Annotated in this window: 20 protein-coding genes; 17 read left to right on the top strand and 3 right to left on the bottom strand. The window is 58.7% G+C overall.

What is annotated here, in order from left to right:
• Positions 1 to 2 precede the first annotated feature (2 nt).
• The 3 genes from G3A56_RS08945 to G3A56_RS08935 form a co-directional block, all read right to left on the bottom strand.
• Positions 3 to 425 carry a tellurite resistance TerB family protein gene (locus G3A56_RS08945; RefSeq protein ID WP_112967344.1) on the bottom strand — a complete coding sequence of 141 codons (423 nt, stop codon included), beginning with the start codon at positions 423 to 425 and terminating at the stop codon, positions 3 to 5.
• A 250-nt stretch (positions 426 to 675) separates the two neighbouring features.
• Entirely contained in the window at positions 676 to 981 is a 306-nt protein-coding gene (locus G3A56_RS08940; RefSeq protein WP_164056278.1) for a hypothetical protein, read from the bottom strand.
• 18 nt (positions 982 to 999) lie between these two features.
• Entirely contained in the window at positions 1000 to 1647 is a 648-nt protein-coding gene (locus G3A56_RS08935; RefSeq protein WP_164056277.1) for a S24 family peptidase, read from the bottom strand.
• A gap of 84 nt (positions 1648 to 1731) precedes the next feature.
• On the opposite strand from G3A56_RS08935, the gene G3A56_RS08930 reads away from it, so the two are divergent.
• The 17 genes from G3A56_RS08930 (at position 1732) to G3A56_RS08850 (ending at position 14632) form a co-directional block, all read left to right on the top strand.
• Positions 1732 to 1953: a hypothetical protein gene (locus G3A56_RS08930; protein WP_164056276.1), complete on the top strand. Its 222-nt coding sequence runs from the start codon at positions 1732 to 1734 to the stop codon at positions 1951 to 1953.
• Positions 1954 to 2162: 209 nt separating this feature from the next.
• Positions 2163 to 2660 (top strand): hypothetical protein, encoded by a 498-nt coding sequence (locus G3A56_RS08925; protein ID WP_078053412.1) that lies wholly within the window; start codon positions 2163 to 2165, stop codon positions 2658 to 2660.
• Positions 2657 to 2908, top strand: coding sequence for a hypothetical protein (locus G3A56_RS08920; protein WP_125270263.1), 252 nt, complete (start codon positions 2657 to 2659; stop codon positions 2906 to 2908). The genes G3A56_RS08925 and G3A56_RS08920 overlap by 4 nt, the downstream gene beginning before the upstream one ends.
• On the top strand, positions 2908 to 3669 hold the full coding sequence (locus G3A56_RS08915) for a hypothetical protein (RefSeq protein WP_164056275.1): 762 nt from the start codon (positions 2908 to 2910) through the stop codon (positions 3667 to 3669). The genes G3A56_RS08920 and G3A56_RS08915 overlap by 1 nt, the downstream gene beginning before the upstream one ends.
• Complete coding sequence (locus tag G3A56_RS08910) at positions 3669 to 5054, top strand: class I SAM-dependent methyltransferase (RefSeq protein WP_164056274.1); 1386 nt, start codon at positions 3669 to 3671, stop codon at positions 5052 to 5054. Before G3A56_RS08915 ends, G3A56_RS08910 begins: the two co-directional genes overlap by 1 nt.
• Positions 5051 to 5431, top strand: a complete 381-nt coding sequence (locus G3A56_RS08905; RefSeq protein WP_164056273.1) for a DUF4031 domain-containing protein — start codon at positions 5051 to 5053, stop codon at positions 5429 to 5431. Before G3A56_RS08910 ends, G3A56_RS08905 begins: the two co-directional genes overlap by 4 nt.
• A complete protein-coding gene (locus G3A56_RS08900) occupies positions 5428 to 5979 on the top strand; it encodes a hypothetical protein (protein ID WP_164056272.1) in 552 nt (183 codons plus the stop codon). The genes G3A56_RS08905 and G3A56_RS08900 overlap by 4 nt, the downstream gene beginning before the upstream one ends.
• Positions 5976 to 6452, top strand: a complete 477-nt coding sequence (locus G3A56_RS28865) for a hypothetical protein (protein ID WP_246230945.1) — start codon at positions 5976 to 5978, stop codon at positions 6450 to 6452. The genes G3A56_RS08900 and G3A56_RS28865 overlap by 4 nt, the downstream gene beginning before the upstream one ends.
• Positions 6371 to 6616, top strand: a complete 246-nt coding sequence (locus tag G3A56_RS28860) for a hypothetical protein (RefSeq protein WP_246230942.1) — start codon at positions 6371 to 6373, stop codon at positions 6614 to 6616. Before G3A56_RS28865 ends, G3A56_RS28860 begins: the two co-directional genes overlap by 82 nt.
• Positions 6613 to 6906 (top strand): hypothetical protein, encoded by a 294-nt coding sequence (locus G3A56_RS08890; protein ID WP_010970900.1) that lies wholly within the window; start codon positions 6613 to 6615, stop codon positions 6904 to 6906. The genes G3A56_RS28860 and G3A56_RS08890 overlap by 4 nt, the downstream gene beginning before the upstream one ends.
• A complete protein-coding gene (locus G3A56_RS08885) occupies positions 6906 to 8849 on the top strand; it encodes a transcription termination/antitermination NusG family protein (protein WP_246231303.1) in 1944 nt (647 codons plus the stop codon). The genes G3A56_RS08890 and G3A56_RS08885 overlap by 1 nt, the downstream gene beginning before the upstream one ends.
• Before the next feature lie 245 nt (positions 8850 to 9094).
• On the top strand, positions 9095 to 9664 hold the full coding sequence (locus G3A56_RS08875) for a hypothetical protein (protein WP_164056271.1): 570 nt from the start codon (positions 9095 to 9097) through the stop codon (positions 9662 to 9664).
• A 159-nt stretch (positions 9665 to 9823) separates the two neighbouring features.
• Positions 9824 to 10558, top strand: a complete 735-nt coding sequence (locus tag G3A56_RS08870) for a MerR family transcriptional regulator (protein WP_246230940.1) — start codon at positions 9824 to 9826, stop codon at positions 10556 to 10558.
• The gene (locus G3A56_RS08865) at positions 10473 to 12254 is read left to right on the top strand and encodes a phage terminase large subunit family protein (RefSeq protein ID WP_164056269.1); all 1782 of its coding nucleotides are present in this window, start codon (positions 10473 to 10475) and stop codon (positions 12252 to 12254) included. Before G3A56_RS08870 ends, G3A56_RS08865 begins: the two co-directional genes overlap by 86 nt.
• Entirely contained in the window at positions 12254 to 12448 is a 195-nt protein-coding gene (locus G3A56_RS08860) for a phage head-tail joining protein (protein ID WP_164056268.1), read from the top strand. The genes G3A56_RS08865 and G3A56_RS08860 overlap by 1 nt, the downstream gene beginning before the upstream one ends.
• The gene (locus G3A56_RS08855; RefSeq protein ID WP_164056267.1) at positions 12448 to 13995 is read left to right on the top strand and encodes a phage portal protein; all 1548 of its coding nucleotides are present in this window, start codon (positions 12448 to 12450) and stop codon (positions 13993 to 13995) included. Before G3A56_RS08860 ends, G3A56_RS08855 begins: the two co-directional genes overlap by 1 nt.
• Entirely contained in the window at positions 13982 to 14632 is a 651-nt protein-coding gene (locus G3A56_RS08850; protein ID WP_164056266.1) for a hypothetical protein, read from the top strand. Before G3A56_RS08855 ends, G3A56_RS08850 begins: the two co-directional genes overlap by 14 nt.
• Positions 14633 to 14657 lie beyond the last annotated feature (25 nt).

Here is a 14657-nt window from a genome sequence, read left to right as displayed (position 1 = left end):
GGTTAGAGATACTTGGCCAGATCAAGCCCGACCGTGGATGCGATCTTGGCAAGCACTGCTTTTTCGTCGTCAGAAATGCCGCCGCTGTCTGCCACGTCGAGCGCGACCAGAAGCACGGTTTCGCTCATATCGTGGTCGGCCTTGATGTCTTCGATTTCCTTGAAGAGACCGGCCTTGCCCACGCGGCCCACGGCGCGGCTGCACATCTTGTCCATCGTGGTTTCGATGGCTCGGGCATCGAACGCGCCGGAAAGGGCGGCGTTGGATTTCACGGCGGCGACAGCCGCCAGAAGTTCCTTGTCGTCAAGCTCGCCGTCAGCAGTGGCGACGAGTGCGGACGCGGCGCAAACCGCTTCCAGAAAATCGGTCTTGCCGGAAAACTTCTTTGCCTTGTCTCCGACGAGGCTTTTGAACATTGCAAGCATAAGGCTCCATCCTTCTTTCGTTGAGGGAGCCGGGCGGCATGTTGACATTTCGAGGGTGCGCCGCCCGGCAGTCTGCCCAAGCCGCTGCGGGGTTTAGCGGCTCGGATGGAGAAGTGGTATATTATGCACCACCATGCTGTCAATATGATGTGGTGCAAATTGTACCACTTGGTGGTGCGTATCGTGTCTACCGTTTTCAGGCATAAAAAAACCCGCCGATTGGCGGGCTTTTGATTTCGGTTACTGAGTCTCAGGCTATTAGCAGTTTTTCGGCTTCTGCTTTTATTTGTGTCGCCACCACCGCGAGCAGCGCAGGGAACTTGTCTGGATAAAATCGTGCTTCCGTTTTGAAGGGGTGATCTGATGAGCGGTTGATACCGAAAGCTAGCCCCTCATCTGTCAGGGAGGTAAAAGTCTTGATCTCGCCGGAACCTGTTGTGGATGGATATTCAACTTCCTTAGCGTGTCCCGATTTCCTCAATGCGCATAATATGCTCGCCGCATTCGCGCTGGTGTTGGTCATCTTGACTAGCGTAGTTAAGCTTTCAGGCTTCATGCTTCCCCCGAAGTGAATTTACATTTCAATAATTGAACGTTTAACCCTGCCGACAACCGTGATGGTGCCTTTAAATTTAGGTGGGGCAACATCATGATACGAAGCTGGCTGGAACGGTGGCTCTTCATTCTGACGGTATCGTTTGTATGTTGTATTTCCTTCTTCATCCGTCACGATGTAGCAAGCGTTATGAACTAGGCGTCTATCGCGCAGGTTTGCGAAAACTATAGAATCTGGCGGCGAAATCTTGTTCATGGAATCGCCGTCAACACGAAGTGCTATCCATTGCCCTTCCGGCAAGTCGAGCGCGGGAACCGTGGGGAAATCGGAAAGGTCGCTGACACCATCGCTACTCACAAGTTGTCCGGCGCTAACAGCAGATATAAGAGGAACGTCGGTGACACTTACCGGTTCTACGTCAATGTCTTCCGGTGCTCCGGTCCCGAAGTATAGCCACTGTAGTGATACACCAAAAGCGCGCGCATACTTCTTGGCATCTGCCGGACTGAAACCGTTCTGGCCGGAATCGTGAGCCTTGTAGGTGTTGACAGACCAGCCAAATTTCTTCGCGACAGCTTTGACGCCGCCAAAACCAGAATTGATTCTCGCCTGCTTTAACCGCTCGGCGCGTTCGGCGCGCTGGAACTGATCTGCTGATTTGCTCATGGTGTGAATCATACCGCCTTGTGGGGGTGCAGATCATGTTCCGCCAGCTTGACGACAAGGTGGTGTATATTGTACCACTGCCACATGACCCACGCCGATCTTATAAATCTCTGGCCTTCGCTCTCGGTGTTCGCTGATGAAATCGGCGCGCACTATGAGACGGCAAAAGCTATGCGCCGCCGGGCATCAATTCCGCCCGGTTATTGGGTTCGCGTGGTTGATGCTGCCAAGCGTCGTGGTTTCGCAGACGTAACTTATGAACGCCTTGCGGAGCTTGTGGCGATTCCTTTGGAGGCCGCAGAATGAGCGGCCTCCTTCTCCTTTCGCGCGGCCAATCCTCCCGGCCTGCTGCGACCCGCGCCGGTGCGCTTTCCTTCTTCTCGCCCGGCGCGGGCAACTCTCGTTTTGCATGTGGGCCTCCATAACTTCCTGACGCCCTGAAACTCTCATCTCCAATCAATTCCCACCACGGGAAAAACGCCGGGATTTTCCCGGCGCGGGAAAGGTATTGTCTCATGATTTCAAACGCATGGTTTCACCGTATCAAAGCCGCGCAACGTGACCTTATCCGCCTCGTGGGCGGTATCGAGCGTGCAGCGGAAATTTCCTCGATTTCGAAAAGCCACATCGGGCGCATGAACAATGCGACCGACCCGGAATTGATGCCGCTGCACGCTGTCTATGCGCTGGAAAGCGAATGCGGCGTGCCGGTCGTCACCTCTGCGATGGCGGAACTTAACGGGCGGCGGCTGGCCGACCCGGAAAATGAGCGCGCCGCCGAACAGTGCGTCGTCGTCACCTATTCCGAAATGGTCCGCAAGGCTGGCGATCTGATTTCCGGCGGCGCGGTTGCTATCGCCGACATGGTTGTGACGCCAGCCGAAGCGACCAAAATGGACCGTGATGCGGCGGAACTGGAAGCCGGTCTGGCCGCATTTCGCAAGGCGCTCGCCAGTGTGAAAGCCAAGGGCGGTCACAAGGTCGGGCTTAGCGTCGTCGGGGGTGCGGAATGAAGCGCCAGACCGATCCGGCTATCACCGAACTGATGAAGCGCCCCTTGTCCGAACGTGCAAGGGGCTTTTTGCGGCATGTGAAATGCGAGGGCGGCAAGTTGGATTTGTCCGCCCTTGGCCTCGCTTACCATATCGTCGCCGAAGAATGCCGCAGCTGCGGCTATCTTCACATTACCGCCGATGGAGAGACTGCGAAGCTTACCGGCTTGGGGCAGGCGTACCTTGATCGTTTGATGAGGGCGCACTGATGGCCGACCTCATCACCATAAACGCCAGCGCCGAAGCTCTGCCATCCATGATCAAAGCTGCCGCCTTTCGTCTTGCCTCTGCTGCAAACCCCGCTGTTATCCTCGTAGCGAAACAGGAGGCTGGTCTTGTTTTTGATGCCGCCCGGCGGGTGGCGCGTGTTGCAGCGGCGAATAAGGCCCACGCTCATATCGTTTTCATCGCCCGCAAAGCGCAGACGGACGCTTTGGAAATCGAGGTTCTTGCGGACCGCAAGTTAGCCGATGAAGTAGACGCGGCGCAAACTCGCGGTGATCTCTCCAAGGGCGGGCGTCCTGGCAAGGGCCGGAACGAAGAGCTTACCGTTCGTGATTTTGGCCTCTCAAGGAAACAGTTGTTCGAGGCGCGAAACTTGCGTGACGCGATCACTAAGCAACCTGCTGCGCTTCGTTCTATTCTTGAAGAAATTCTTGCTAGCGGAAAGGAGCCAACACGCTCGTTCCTGCGCCGGGAACTGATGTCGGTTCGGTCTGGTATTCGTCGCGCGCACCCGTCCGAGAAGCCGGAAAAGGCCCGCATTGAGGTGTTGTCGGCGAAAAACTTGGGCAGGGTTGCGTTTCACGAACTCCACGCTCTCCGCCAGCGGCTCGAAGTTGAAGCGCGCTTTCTCGCCCTCATCGAAAACCACGTTGCGAATGTCGATCCGTTGTCACGGATTGAGGATGTCCTGTCGGACACGGTGCTTGATGATCTGTTCCATCGTGCAGGCGAGGGGTCGAACTGATGGCCCCTTACAAGCAAGTCAAGCTTCCAAAGCCCGGCCCGAATGCTCTTGCGATCATCACCACCGCCGTTCGCGATGGTGTAGTGACAGTCGAATCGCAGCAGCAGGGTATCAGCGCGAATAAGTCCGTTAGCAACGGTTACCTGACGCGGGACAAGAAGGACGGCAAGACCTACTACCCGACCGACCGCGCCCGCGAAATGCTTACCATGCTGGAAGGCATTGCGGAGCCGGGCGACATGCCGGAACGCGAAACAGAAAGTGCCGTGGTGCCGGTTGCCGATGCGTCGGGGCTGGTTGCTACGGTGGAACGGGCGCGGGCGCTTCTGGACGATGGCGACATCATCAATGCCCGCATCGTCGCATCGGTCGCCTATAATCAGGCCAAGACTGCCGCACAGTTTGCGGAACAGATCGGCGCAACGGAAAAGCTGATTGCCAAGGCTCGGCGCATGCAGGCCGACGCCCTATTGATCGAAGCCCGCGCGAAAATCCTCATTGCCGATAAATGGGACGAAGCGCAGGCGGCGGGCGAAGCCGCCACGCGAGGCAGGCCGAAAAACCTTCCCGATGGAAAGGTTTTTTCTGTCGATGATGCCGGACTGTCTTACAAAGAGATTCACGAAGCCCGCAAGCTCGCAGCGGCGGAGCATCGCGAACCCGGCATTGTCGAACGGGCCATTCAGGCGCGTCTTGCTGCCGGGCTGGAACCGACGAAGGCCAATCTTCGCGCGGCGGTCGGCACGGCCAGCGCCACAAAGGAAGAGCGTGGGGCTAACCTCTACGAGACGCCACCGGAAGCGATGTTTACGCTGCTGGCTCTGGAGGAATTCACCGCGTGCGTTCTTGAACCCGCCTGCGGGCGCGGTGCAATCTCGCGGATGCTGGAAGCGTTTCACTACGGCGTAGTGCTGGCCGATATCAACGACTACGGCACGGCGGACAGCAACGGCGAATTGCAGTCGGTGCAGGACTTTTTGACCTCGCAGCCGCAAGAAGTCGGTTCATACGATATCGTCACCAATCCACCTTACGGCGACGTGCTGAATGCCTTTGTGGCCCATGCGCTGCGCGTCTACCGGCCCCGCAAGATGGCGCTTTTGCTCAACCTGAATTTCCTTTGCGGGTTCGCGGACGATGACCGCAATTTCGTCATGGACGATTGCCCGCCTGCACGCGTCTACGTCTTCAAGCGCCGCCTCCCGATGATGCACCGCGACGGATGGGAGGGAAACAAGGCCAGCAGCCGCATGAATACGGCGTGGTTCGTTTGGGAGCGTGACGAGGCCGGAAATTATGGCAGCGCCACCATCGTTCGCCGCGTGGACTGGAAGGATTACCAGCCTCAGCAACCCGCCGTAACGGCGGAAAGCGAGGCAGCATGAGCGTTTATGTTGACGACATGCGCGCCCCGTTTGGCAACATGGTCATGTGCCATATGTGGGCGGATGCGGATGATGAACTGCTTGCCATGGCGGACCGCATTGGCGTGCAGCGCAAATGGATTCAGGGGCATCCTGTTCTTTCGTTTGGCAAACATCGAAATGCCAGTTGGGTTCATTTCGATATCGCCCTTTCGACACGCGCCCTTGCCGTCAAATTTGGGGCTATCGAAACAGACAGGTTCGGTCCGGTCATTCATACGGCCAAGCTGCGGCTTGCCGCTGCCCTTGCTGCCGGGAATGAGGTTGAAGCGCAGGCCGTGCGGGCGCGATTAGCCACGTTTGAGGGTATTCGCGCGCGGCAAGGCGGTACGCGATGACGGGGCTTGTCGATCCTGCCCGCGCTCGCGAGCTAAAAGCCGTTGATCGCCTGCGCTACCTTTCGGCGCGCATTGAAGGCGACGTTTGGGCATTCGAGCCGCGCGGAAACAACATCGCCGTGATCGCCCGTCGCTCAACGGGTGACGAGGCGCTTATCTGCACGCTTCATGCCGACGCCCTGCCGGATGAACGCGACCTGATTTGCGGGGCGGCGGAAAACCTCGCCTTCCTTTTGGGCCTTATTGGTCGGGCATCTGATGCCGTTCGGAACCTGAAAAAGCAGCTGGAGGCGCAGCAAGCCGCCGCCGTGCGGAAAAAGTACGCGGCGCAGGCCGCAATGCTGCTTTCCGACCGCACCTTCCAGCGTTTCCTTGAAATCAAGGGCGCGGGCGGACCGGTGCGCGACAAGACGCAGGCCGACACCCGGTTGAAAAGCATCCTCGCCATTTCCAGCAAAAAAGAAATCGACAACGACCCGCGCGCGCAAGCCGCCTTCCTTCATTTTCGGAAGGACTTCGAAGCGTGGAAAAGAGGGGGTTCCCGGTGAGCGACCGCATCTTTCCAGAAGTTTCCATCCCCTACGGCGACAAGTCCACAAAGGCCATGCAGATCACATGCGCCTGCTGCGGTGCTGTCGCTTATTTCCCGCATCAAACCGGGATCAATCGCAAGCCGCCAATCGCGGCAACACAACATTTCCAGAACAAGGGATGGGTGGTCGGCAGCAATCCGCGCAAGGATTTCTGCCCGATCCACGCCGCCCCGGCCAAGCGTAAAGGACAAAAAGCCATGGTGGACAGGGTAGCGACGATTGCAGACAAGCCCCGTGAAATGAGCCGCGAAGACCGGCGCATTATCAACGACAAGCTGGATGAGGTTTACGCCAAGGACGCCTATAAATCCCCTGGACGGATTCTGCCGTGGCGAAGGATTTGGGCGTGCCGCGTGATTGGGTGGCGCAAGTCCGCGACCAGTTCTTCGGCCCGGCAGGCTCAAACCCGCTTTATGACGAGTTCCTGAAAGAGACAAAGTTGGTGGAAGGCGCGTTCCTCGCCTGCGAGGAAGCGACCGCGCGCGCCGAGAAGGCCGCTGCTGACCAGCGCCGGGCGCATGGTGATCTTTGCAAGGCGATGGACAGCTACCGCGCTCTGGCGCGCAAGGTAGAGCGGGAAATCAGCCGATGACCGACCTTATGCCCATCGTTGAAATTCTGGCGGACTGCCAGACGGACGCGGCGCGCGCGGACTGGCTTTTGCGCGCCCCGCAAGGCGTCATTTACCGCGACCACACCACAATCCGCCGTGTCTTGCAGGAAGCGCATTTTACGCTCGGCGTTGACGCGCTGGATGTGGAATTCGCAGCTATCAACGCCACGCGCCTGCCGGACGGCGGATTGCCGCATACGGTCGTTCTCGGCGTCCACGCTGTGCGTTCATTCCTGCGCGACGTGGTGCGGAAAGGCGGTGCACAGTGATGGAACCGGATCACGGCGCAATGTCGCGCGCATGGTCTTGGCGTCACGCGGTCGGTAAATCCGGCCTGCCGCCTATCACGCGCCTCGTGCTGCATACGCTTGGCCTGAAAATGGATGCGACCGGCGGTTCCTGCTATCCGCCGATTTCGGAACTGGTGGACCTGACGGGCCTCGACAAGAAAACCGTCCTGAAACACCTCGAAATCGCCGAAGAGAGCGGTTGGATTGTCGTCACGCAACACGGTTTTCGCGGCCAGAAATGGAAGCGGAACGAATATGTTGCGCGGTGGCCGGGACGCGACCTTTCCGGCAATGCAGCCAGTAACGAAGACAGCGAAGGTGGTGGAAATCCTCCACCACGTTCCGACGACGCATGCGCCTCCCAAGGTGGTGGAACAGTTCCACCGCGTTCCGTCGCCAAGGCGGTGGAAATCGTTCCCGAAGGTGGTGGAAATGACGACCGGAAGGTGGTGGAGGAGTTCCACCAAGATAAGAATCTTCCAACTAACATTCCAGAAAACTCTCCAGCCGCTGGCGCGGAAGAGGGAGTTTTGAAAAAGGTTGATCGAAAAAAGATAGAGCATGCTTTCACGCTGTGGTTCGCGACGTGGAAAAAGGGCGATATCGAATATGCCCGCAACGCGTGGTTCGCTCTTTCCCCGGAAGATCGGACCGAGTGCGTGGAGCGGACGCCCGCCTATCTTCGTTGGGCCAAGCCTGCCGACCTGATGGCCGCAGCGGTCTACCTCAAAAACCGTCACTGGCGCGACCTGCCGGAGCATGTTCTTGCTGAGCCGATCAACGCCCATGGCATTGCCAAGGTCTGCGGCAAGCTCTGGATGGGAACGCGCTTCGAGGCGTTGTCGAAAGAACCGACCGGCCTGCTGTATGTGACCAGCTTTGACGAAACCCGTATCGCCAAGGGCATGATTTCCCGCGAACAGCTTATGTTCGAAAAGCGCCGTGACAATGGCTGGCCACTCGTCAACACCATGCGCGACCTCGCCCGTCGCCGCGAGCCTTTCAACACTTCGCTCTCGCTTCTCCCGTTGGTGCAGGACTTCCGGCAGGTGCACCGCGACACCGATCTGTTCGCAGCTTGGAAGCACCTGCATGAACGCAACGGCTGGCCCTTTATCGAGCATCCGCCCGAATGGGTCTACTTCCCCCGGTCGATGACGGGGCTGACGATCTCGAAGCGGCAGTTGATGCCGCGCTTTCCAAATTTCTTTCCACCATCAGCGAGGGACGCACCAATGATGCATAACGTGAAGATTTATGCCGCCAGCAAGCCGGTCAACCCGGAGCTTTATGACCTGTCGCGTTTCGCGTCTCTGTTCGACCAGATGCAGAACACGAAGCGACTCAATGTCACCATGCTTTCCATGGCGGCGGAGAATCAGCCGGGGAAACACGAATGGTTCGTGGTGGAGACGAAGCATAAGGCGGAAAAAGCTGTTGAAGACGCCCTTCGGAAAGCTGGCGTGAAAGTTTTTCTCCCGCTCGAAACCATCGGTGAAACGGTCGTTCGCGGTCGCATTATCCCTGCTGTTTCGCGTCCTCTTCTGCCGGGTTATGTGCTGGTCAACATCGTCTATTCTCCCGCCGCAGTCTGCGGTATTGCCCGGCTGGAAGGTGTCGCGGGCTTCGTTGGCGGGATGGTTCACCCTCATCGTGTATCAGACGAGGAAATGAATCGTTTCAAGGCTTTCGGCGATGACGAGACTGCGCCGGACGTGAAGCACTGCGAACAGTTCAAGCGCGGCGATAAGGTTCGTTTCGTGCTTGGCCCCTTCGCCAGTTTCGGCGGCACCATCCTGAAACTGCGCAAGGATCGGACCGTTGACGGCGAGCGCGTTGCTACCGGCGCTGTGGTGGCGGTGGACGTGTTCGGCAAGGTTTCGACCATCGAAGCCCCTCTTGCATTGCTCGAACAGTTGTGACTATGCATAGCGCAGGATGATCTGCTGATCCTGTGCAGGCGCGCCGGTTTCGACCGGCGAGTGGGGTTCCAAAAACCTCCACGCTGGTAAGCCGGGGCGGACCCTGCCTTGACCCTCTCGCCAGAGAGACCGATTCAAGGCCAGTGCGATAGCTATATCATCGGCGGACTTGAGCAAAGGCGACCCTAACCCGGTCGCCTTTTTCGTTTGCGTAGGGTGTAGGCAACTTCCGGGAAAATCTGACGATGGCTGTTCTGTCCATGAAATGGGCCGACCGCAATCTTGCGGAGTACGGCGACCGGATAGCGGAATTGAAACGGCGCTTCCCGACCGTTCTACCGCGCATCGTCAATCAGGTCGGCAACAGGACGAAAACCGTTGTCATCCGCGAATTGACGAAACAGACGGGCTTGCCGCGTGCCACCATCGTTAAGGCCATCGGCAATCCGGCAACCGCAAAGCCGGGCCGGTACGTCTATGACATGACCACGCGGGGCGGCAACATTCGCCTCAAATATCTGCGCCCGAAGGAAACCGAAGCCGGTGTCGTGGCGCGACCATTCGGAAAGCCGACGCTCTATCCCGGCGCGTTCCTGCGGGGTGGACAGTTCCCTGACCGTAAGCCGGTGGCGCAGTTCAATGGCCATGCCTATTACCGGCTCAACCGCTCCGGCACGAAGATTACCTTCGCCCGCTCGGGGGTCTTCATCCCGAAGGAGATGACCAGCGGCGCAACAGCCGAAGCATTCCAGCGCATAGCAGCGCCCTTGCTGAAAGAGCGGGTCGAAGCCGCCCTTGCCACGCTGGTCCTCTGACCGGCCACCCCGACCCCCGACCTAGACCCGCCCCATGCCCCCTCGGTCGGGTCCTCCCCCAAAAGAGGCCAAGTAGCGGGTGTGGGCGACTGCGGGATTTCGCTCTGTGAAGAAAATTATAGGGGGGTTCCACCGCCCTTTCGATGGAATCGGAATCAGATGGCAAAGAGCTATCCTGACGAGTTGCGTGAACAGGTCGTGGCCTTCATGGACGAGGGCCACACCGTTCGGGAGGCGGCGGCAAAGTTCAACGTCAGCCCGAGTTTCGCGGCCAAATCGCACAAGAAACATGCGGAAGCTGGCGAGAGCCTCCCGTTGCTTACCGAAACGGCACCTGCCGAACCGGAAAAGCCTTCGCTCGATATCGAAATCACCGCATCCGAACTGGCCGAACTGCTGAAGGTTTCCAAGCGGGCGGTGTCGGATTTCGTAGAGCGTGGAATCGTGGTGAAGACAGAACGGAATCGCTTCGATCTTCGCCAGTCTATCCAGCGTTACTGTGAGCATTTGCGCGGTGTTGCCGCCGGTCGCGGCGGTGACGGCGCGGATGTTCTGACTGCCGAACGCGCCAGACTGGCGCGCGAACAGGCCGACCAGACGGCCATGAAAAACGCGGCCATGCGCGGCGAACTGATTTCGATGACGGACGTGCGAAACGAGTGGGTTTCGATAGGCCGACGCATCCGCAACGCCGTTTTGTCGGTGCCTTCGCGCTGTCGGCAGATGCTCCCGCACCTCACGACTTACGATGTTGATCTGATCGGCCAAGAAATCCGGTCGGCGCTTACCGAACTTGGTGACGAGGACGATGACAACGGCGCTGGCGACATTGCGGCGAGCGGTATGGGACAGCCTGTTGCCGCCGCCGAAACTTCGGCTGTCGGAATGGATTGAACATACCGTCCATCTGCCGGAAGGCGTTTCATCGCTGACCGGCAAGGTTCGGCTGTGGCCCCCGCAGCGTGAAATCGCCGACGCCATTGGCGATAGCGCGATTGAGCGGGTAACGCTGGTCAAGCCGGTCCGCGTCGGCTTCACGACGCTGTTGACAAGCGCCATGGCAAGCTTCTGTTCGAACGACCCGTCGCCGATCCTTTCGCTTCTGCCGACAGAGGCCGACTGCCGCGACTATATGGTTTCGGACGTTGAACCGATTTTCGATGCCTCGCCAGCGCTTCGCGGTCTTTTAACCGGCGATACTAGCGAAGGTGGACGCAACACCCTTCTTGCCCGTCGCTTTCCCGGCGGCTTTTTGAAAGTCATTGCCGCCAAGGCACCGCGCAACCTGCGCCGTCACAATGTCCGCATCCTCTTCATTGACGAGGCGGACGGCATGGATGCGACGAAGGAAGGGTCGCCGATCCTGCTGGCGGAACGCCGCACGCTGTCCTTTGCCGACCGCAAGATTGTCATGGGTTCGACGCCTGTTTACGAGGCGACCAGCCATGTGTTGCGGGCCTATGAGCAATCGGACAAGCGAATTTATGAGGTGCCTTGCCCCGAGTGCGGTCACTTCCATGAAATCACATGGGCCGATATCCATTGGCCCGAAGGCGAACCGGAGAAGGCGTATTATGTTTGCGTCGAATGCGGTTCTGTTGTGGAGGAACGGCATAAGCCGGGCATGGTGGCGAATGGCCGCTGGCGCGCTCTTCGACCGGAAATCAAGGATCATGCCGGTTTCCGCATGAACGCCCTGATTTCGCTTTTGCCTAACGCCTCCTGGGGACGGCTGGCGCGCGAATTCGTCACGGTCAAAAACGACCCTTCGACGCTGCAAACCTTCGTCAACACCATCCTTGCCCAAGGGTGGAAAGAGGACGGCGACGAACTGGACGATATCGAGCTTGCGGGCCGCGCCGAAGATTTCGGGCTGGAGAATATCCCTGTCCAAGTCCTGATTATCACGGTCGGCGTGGACGTGCAGGATGATCGTCTGGAGGCAACCTTCGTCGGTTGGGACAAAGAGGGCATCCCCTATGTTCTCGGCCATACCGTTGTGTGGGGTCGCTATGATGACCATACCACATGGGCCGAACTGGATGTTGCCCTGACGACGCAATGGGACCATCCACTTGGCGGCAAGATCAAGGTCGATGCCGTTTGCGTCGATAGCTCGGACGGCGAAACGATGGAAACGGTCTATCGCTTCGCATTCCCGCGTTTCAATCGCCGCGTTCTGGCGATCAAGGGTGCTGCGGGCAACCGGCCATGGATTGAGCGTTCCAAAACCAGCGTGAAGGGCGGACGCCTTTTCATCGTCGGCGTGGACGGCATCAAGAGTCACATATTCGGCAGGCTGGCCCGGCCCAAGTCCATTCGGTTTTCGAAAGACTTGCCGGAAGTTTGGTACGAGCAGCTTGCGGGCGAAAAGATGGAGGTCCGCTATCTGCGAGGCCAGCCAAGCCGCCAGTTCGTTCCGGTACCGGGCCGACGCCATGAAGCGCTTGACTGCACAGTATACGCCTTTGCCGCTCGCCAGATGGTCAACGCCAATTGGGCGCACCGCGAGGGCGAACTTTCGACACCGCCGGAACCGGCGGTCGCAACCTACACACAAGAAATCGCGAAACCGGAGTGGCTTGCATAATGGCGACTACAGACGATCAAATTGCTGCGCTTGAAGATGCAATCGCAATGGGCGCGCGAAAGGTGATATTCCACTCTGGCGGCACGCGCCGCGAGGTGGAATATCACTCTCTCAAAGAAATGAGGGAGGCACTTGCCGCCCTGAAATCCACCCGGTCGGGCGGCTCCCGCACCATTTACGCGGCGCTCGACTGATGGGCCTCGCTACCGTTCTCGACCGGACCATTGGCTATTTCTCGCCCGAAGCTGGCCTTCGGCGGGTAAAGCACCGCGCCGCACTGGAGATCATGTCCCGTGCATACGCTGGCGCAGAGACCAGCCGCCTGAAATCCGGCAGGCGTGCACAATCAACATCGGCGGACGCAGAACTTGCGCGCGCCAGTCGGAATCTTCGGGACCGCATGCGCGATCTCGTCCGCAACAATCCGTATGCGGAAAAGGCCGTCCATGAACTCGTTACCCACGCCATCGGCGACGGCATTATTCCGCGCTCGAAAAACAAAAAGCTCAATAAGCTTTTTGCGGAATGGAGTAAGGTCTGCGATGCGGACGGCGATCTTGACTTCAACGGCCTCATCAACCTCGCGACCCGTGGGATGTTTGAAAGCGGGAATGGTCTGGTTCGCCGCCGCCGTCGCAGGCTGGAAGACGGTCTGCCCGTCCCGCTTCAATTGCAGGTGCTTGAAGTTGACCTGATTGACACCGCCAAGGAAGGTATTCTTTCAGATGGCGGCAAGATCATCCAAGGTATCGAATTCGATGCTCTCGGCAGGAAACGCGCCTATTGGATGTTCGGCTCGCATCCCGGCAACAGCTTTTTTGATCCGAAGTCTACGATTGTTTCGAAGCCTGTTCCGGCATCAGACATTGCCCACGCCTTCGAAAAGAAGCGGACGCAGGTGATGGGCGCGCCGTGGGGCGCGCCGTCAATGGTGGATACCTACGATCTCGCGTCTTACGAACAGTCCGAATTGATACGCAAGCGGCTGGAAGCCTGCATCGTCGGCGTGATGACTGGCGGTGATGAAACCGACCCGCTTGGCATGCCTGTGGCGGATAATGGCCCAACCAAACCCGGCATCTATGACGTAAACGGCAGGCGCGTCGAAAAATTCGAGCCGGGCATGTTCTACAATGCCGTTGGCGGTCGGGGCATAGAGTTCTCGCAACCGGCAGTGACGGATAGCTATGATCCGTACAAGAACTCGATGCTGCATACCATTGCCGCAGGTTGGCGAGTTCCCCACGCCATTCTGTCCGGTCGGCTCGACAAGGTAAACTACTCTTCCAGTAAGGTCGGGCTTGAAGGGTTCCGCCGGACAATGTCCGCCGTTCAGTGGCTAATCATCATTCCGATGCTGTTGCAGCCAATTTGGGACTGGTTCTGCGAGGCGGCCTACTTCGCTGGCATCATCAAGACGCCCAAGGTTGCCGTGGAATGGTCGCCGCCGCGCTTCTATTCCGCTGACCCGCTCAAAGACGTGAACGCCCGCATCAAGGAAGTGCGGTCCGGCTTCCGCTCGCTGTCCAGCGTTATCGCCGAAATGGGCGAAAACCCGGATGACGTGCTGGACGAAATCGCGTCCGACACGGCCAAGATCGACAAGCGCAAGCTTGTTCTCGACAGCGACCCCCGGCGGATGTCTCAGGCCGGGCAGGTGCAGCAGCGGGACGAAACAGACGACCCGCCCGACGACAAGTCGGAAGACGATGACAAGGACCCCGACGATGACGAAACTTGAACTGCGTAAAGCGCCTGCGTCCCTGCCGATGCAGGTTCGCGGGCAGGACCTGAATGTTAGTTCTATCGATGCGGAGGCGCGCACCGTTACGCTGGTTTTCACAACCGGCGCTGCGGTGCGCCGCCTGCGCTATACCGGATGGGATACGGCTGTCCCGTTCGATGAAATCCTTGTCGTCAGCGAACGGGCGCTGGACTTGTCGCGCATGAATTTGGGTGCGCCGGTTCTGGACAGCCATTCCCGTTGGTCCACGTTCTCGCAGATCGCCGTTGTTGAGCGGGCGTGGATCGAGAAAGCCGAAGGGTGGGCGACCATCCGTTTCCCGAAGGCCGGAATTGATCTGGCCGCCGACCGCATGTTCGGGCTGGTCTCTGACAAGATCATCAAGAATGTGTCGGTTGGGTATTCCATCGATAAAATCCGGGTGGAGGAAGCGGCGAAGAAAGGCGAGGTCGAAAAGATTTTCGTGGAGCGCTGGACGCCGAACGAGATTTCTTTTGTGACCGTACCGGCCGATCCCGGCGCGCAGGTCCGATCCAGCGAAGCCACGTTCCCGCTCTCTATCCAGTCTGCGGCATGTCTCGACCTTCGGGCCGTTCGCATGCGCATGGCCGAAGCCGAACGCCGCTTCGCCTGACACTCATTCCAATTTTTTCCAGTTC

Source organism: Rhizobium oryzihabitans, assembly GCF_010669145.1.
In the GTDB taxonomy this organism is placed as follows: domain Bacteria; phylum Pseudomonadota; class Alphaproteobacteria; order Rhizobiales; family Rhizobiaceae; genus Agrobacterium; species Agrobacterium oryzihabitans.
The sequence above is the reverse complement of the archived record's forward strand: the minus strand, read 5'-3'. Positions and strand labels throughout refer to the sequence as shown.

Excerpts from the sequence above, each read along its gene's own strand:
- G3A56_RS08875 (WP_164056271.1), top strand. The coding sequence starts at position 9,095 with ATGGCTGTTCTGTCCATGAAATGGGCCGACCGCAATCTTGCGGAGTAC.
- G3A56_RS08915 (WP_164056275.1), top strand. The coding sequence starts at position 2,908 with ATGGCCGACCTCATCACCATAAACGCCAGCGCCGAAGCTCTGCCATCC.
- G3A56_RS08940 (WP_164056278.1), bottom strand. The coding sequence starts at position 981 with ATGAAGCCTGAAAGCTTAACTACGCTAGTCAAGATGACCAACACCAGC.
- G3A56_RS08925 (WP_078053412.1), top strand. The coding sequence starts at position 2,163 with ATGATTTCAAACGCATGGTTTCACCGTATCAAAGCCGCGCAACGTGAC.
- G3A56_RS08890 (WP_010970900.1), top strand. The coding sequence starts at position 6,613 with ATGACCGACCTTATGCCCATCGTTGAAATTCTGGCGGACTGCCAGACG.
- G3A56_RS08910 (WP_164056274.1), top strand. The coding sequence starts at position 3,669 with ATGGCCCCTTACAAGCAAGTCAAGCTTCCAAAGCCCGGCCCGAATGCT.
- G3A56_RS08930 (WP_164056276.1), top strand. The coding sequence starts at position 1,732 with ATGACCCACGCCGATCTTATAAATCTCTGGCCTTCGCTCTCGGTGTTC.
- G3A56_RS08865 (WP_164056269.1), top strand. The coding sequence starts at position 10,473 with ATGACAACGGCGCTGGCGACATTGCGGCGAGCGGTATGGGACAGCCTG.
- G3A56_RS08850 (WP_164056266.1), top strand. The coding sequence starts at position 13,982 with ATGACGAAACTTGAACTGCGTAAAGCGCCTGCGTCCCTGCCGATGCAG.
- G3A56_RS08885 (WP_246231303.1), top strand. The coding sequence starts at position 6,906 with ATGGAACCGGATCACGGCGCAATGTCGCGCGCATGGTCTTGGCGTCAC.
- G3A56_RS08900 (WP_164056272.1), top strand. The coding sequence starts at position 5,428 with ATGACGGGGCTTGTCGATCCTGCCCGCGCTCGCGAGCTAAAAGCCGTT.
- G3A56_RS08945 (WP_112967344.1), bottom strand. The coding sequence starts at position 425 with ATGCTTGCAATGTTCAAAAGCCTCGTCGGAGACAAGGCAAAGAAGTTT.
- G3A56_RS08935 (WP_164056277.1), bottom strand. The coding sequence starts at position 1,647 with ATGAGCAAATCAGCAGATCAGTTCCAGCGCGCCGAACGCGCCGAGCGG.
- G3A56_RS08905 (WP_164056273.1), top strand. The coding sequence starts at position 5,051 with ATGAGCGTTTATGTTGACGACATGCGCGCCCCGTTTGGCAACATGGTC.
- G3A56_RS08860 (WP_164056268.1), top strand. The coding sequence starts at position 12,254 with ATGGCGACTACAGACGATCAAATTGCTGCGCTTGAAGATGCAATCGCA.
- G3A56_RS08870 (WP_246230940.1), top strand. The coding sequence starts at position 9,824 with ATGGCAAAGAGCTATCCTGACGAGTTGCGTGAACAGGTCGTGGCCTTC.
- G3A56_RS08920 (WP_125270263.1), top strand. The coding sequence starts at position 2,657 with ATGAAGCGCCAGACCGATCCGGCTATCACCGAACTGATGAAGCGCCCC.
- G3A56_RS08855 (WP_164056267.1), top strand. The coding sequence starts at position 12,448 with ATGGGCCTCGCTACCGTTCTCGACCGGACCATTGGCTATTTCTCGCCC.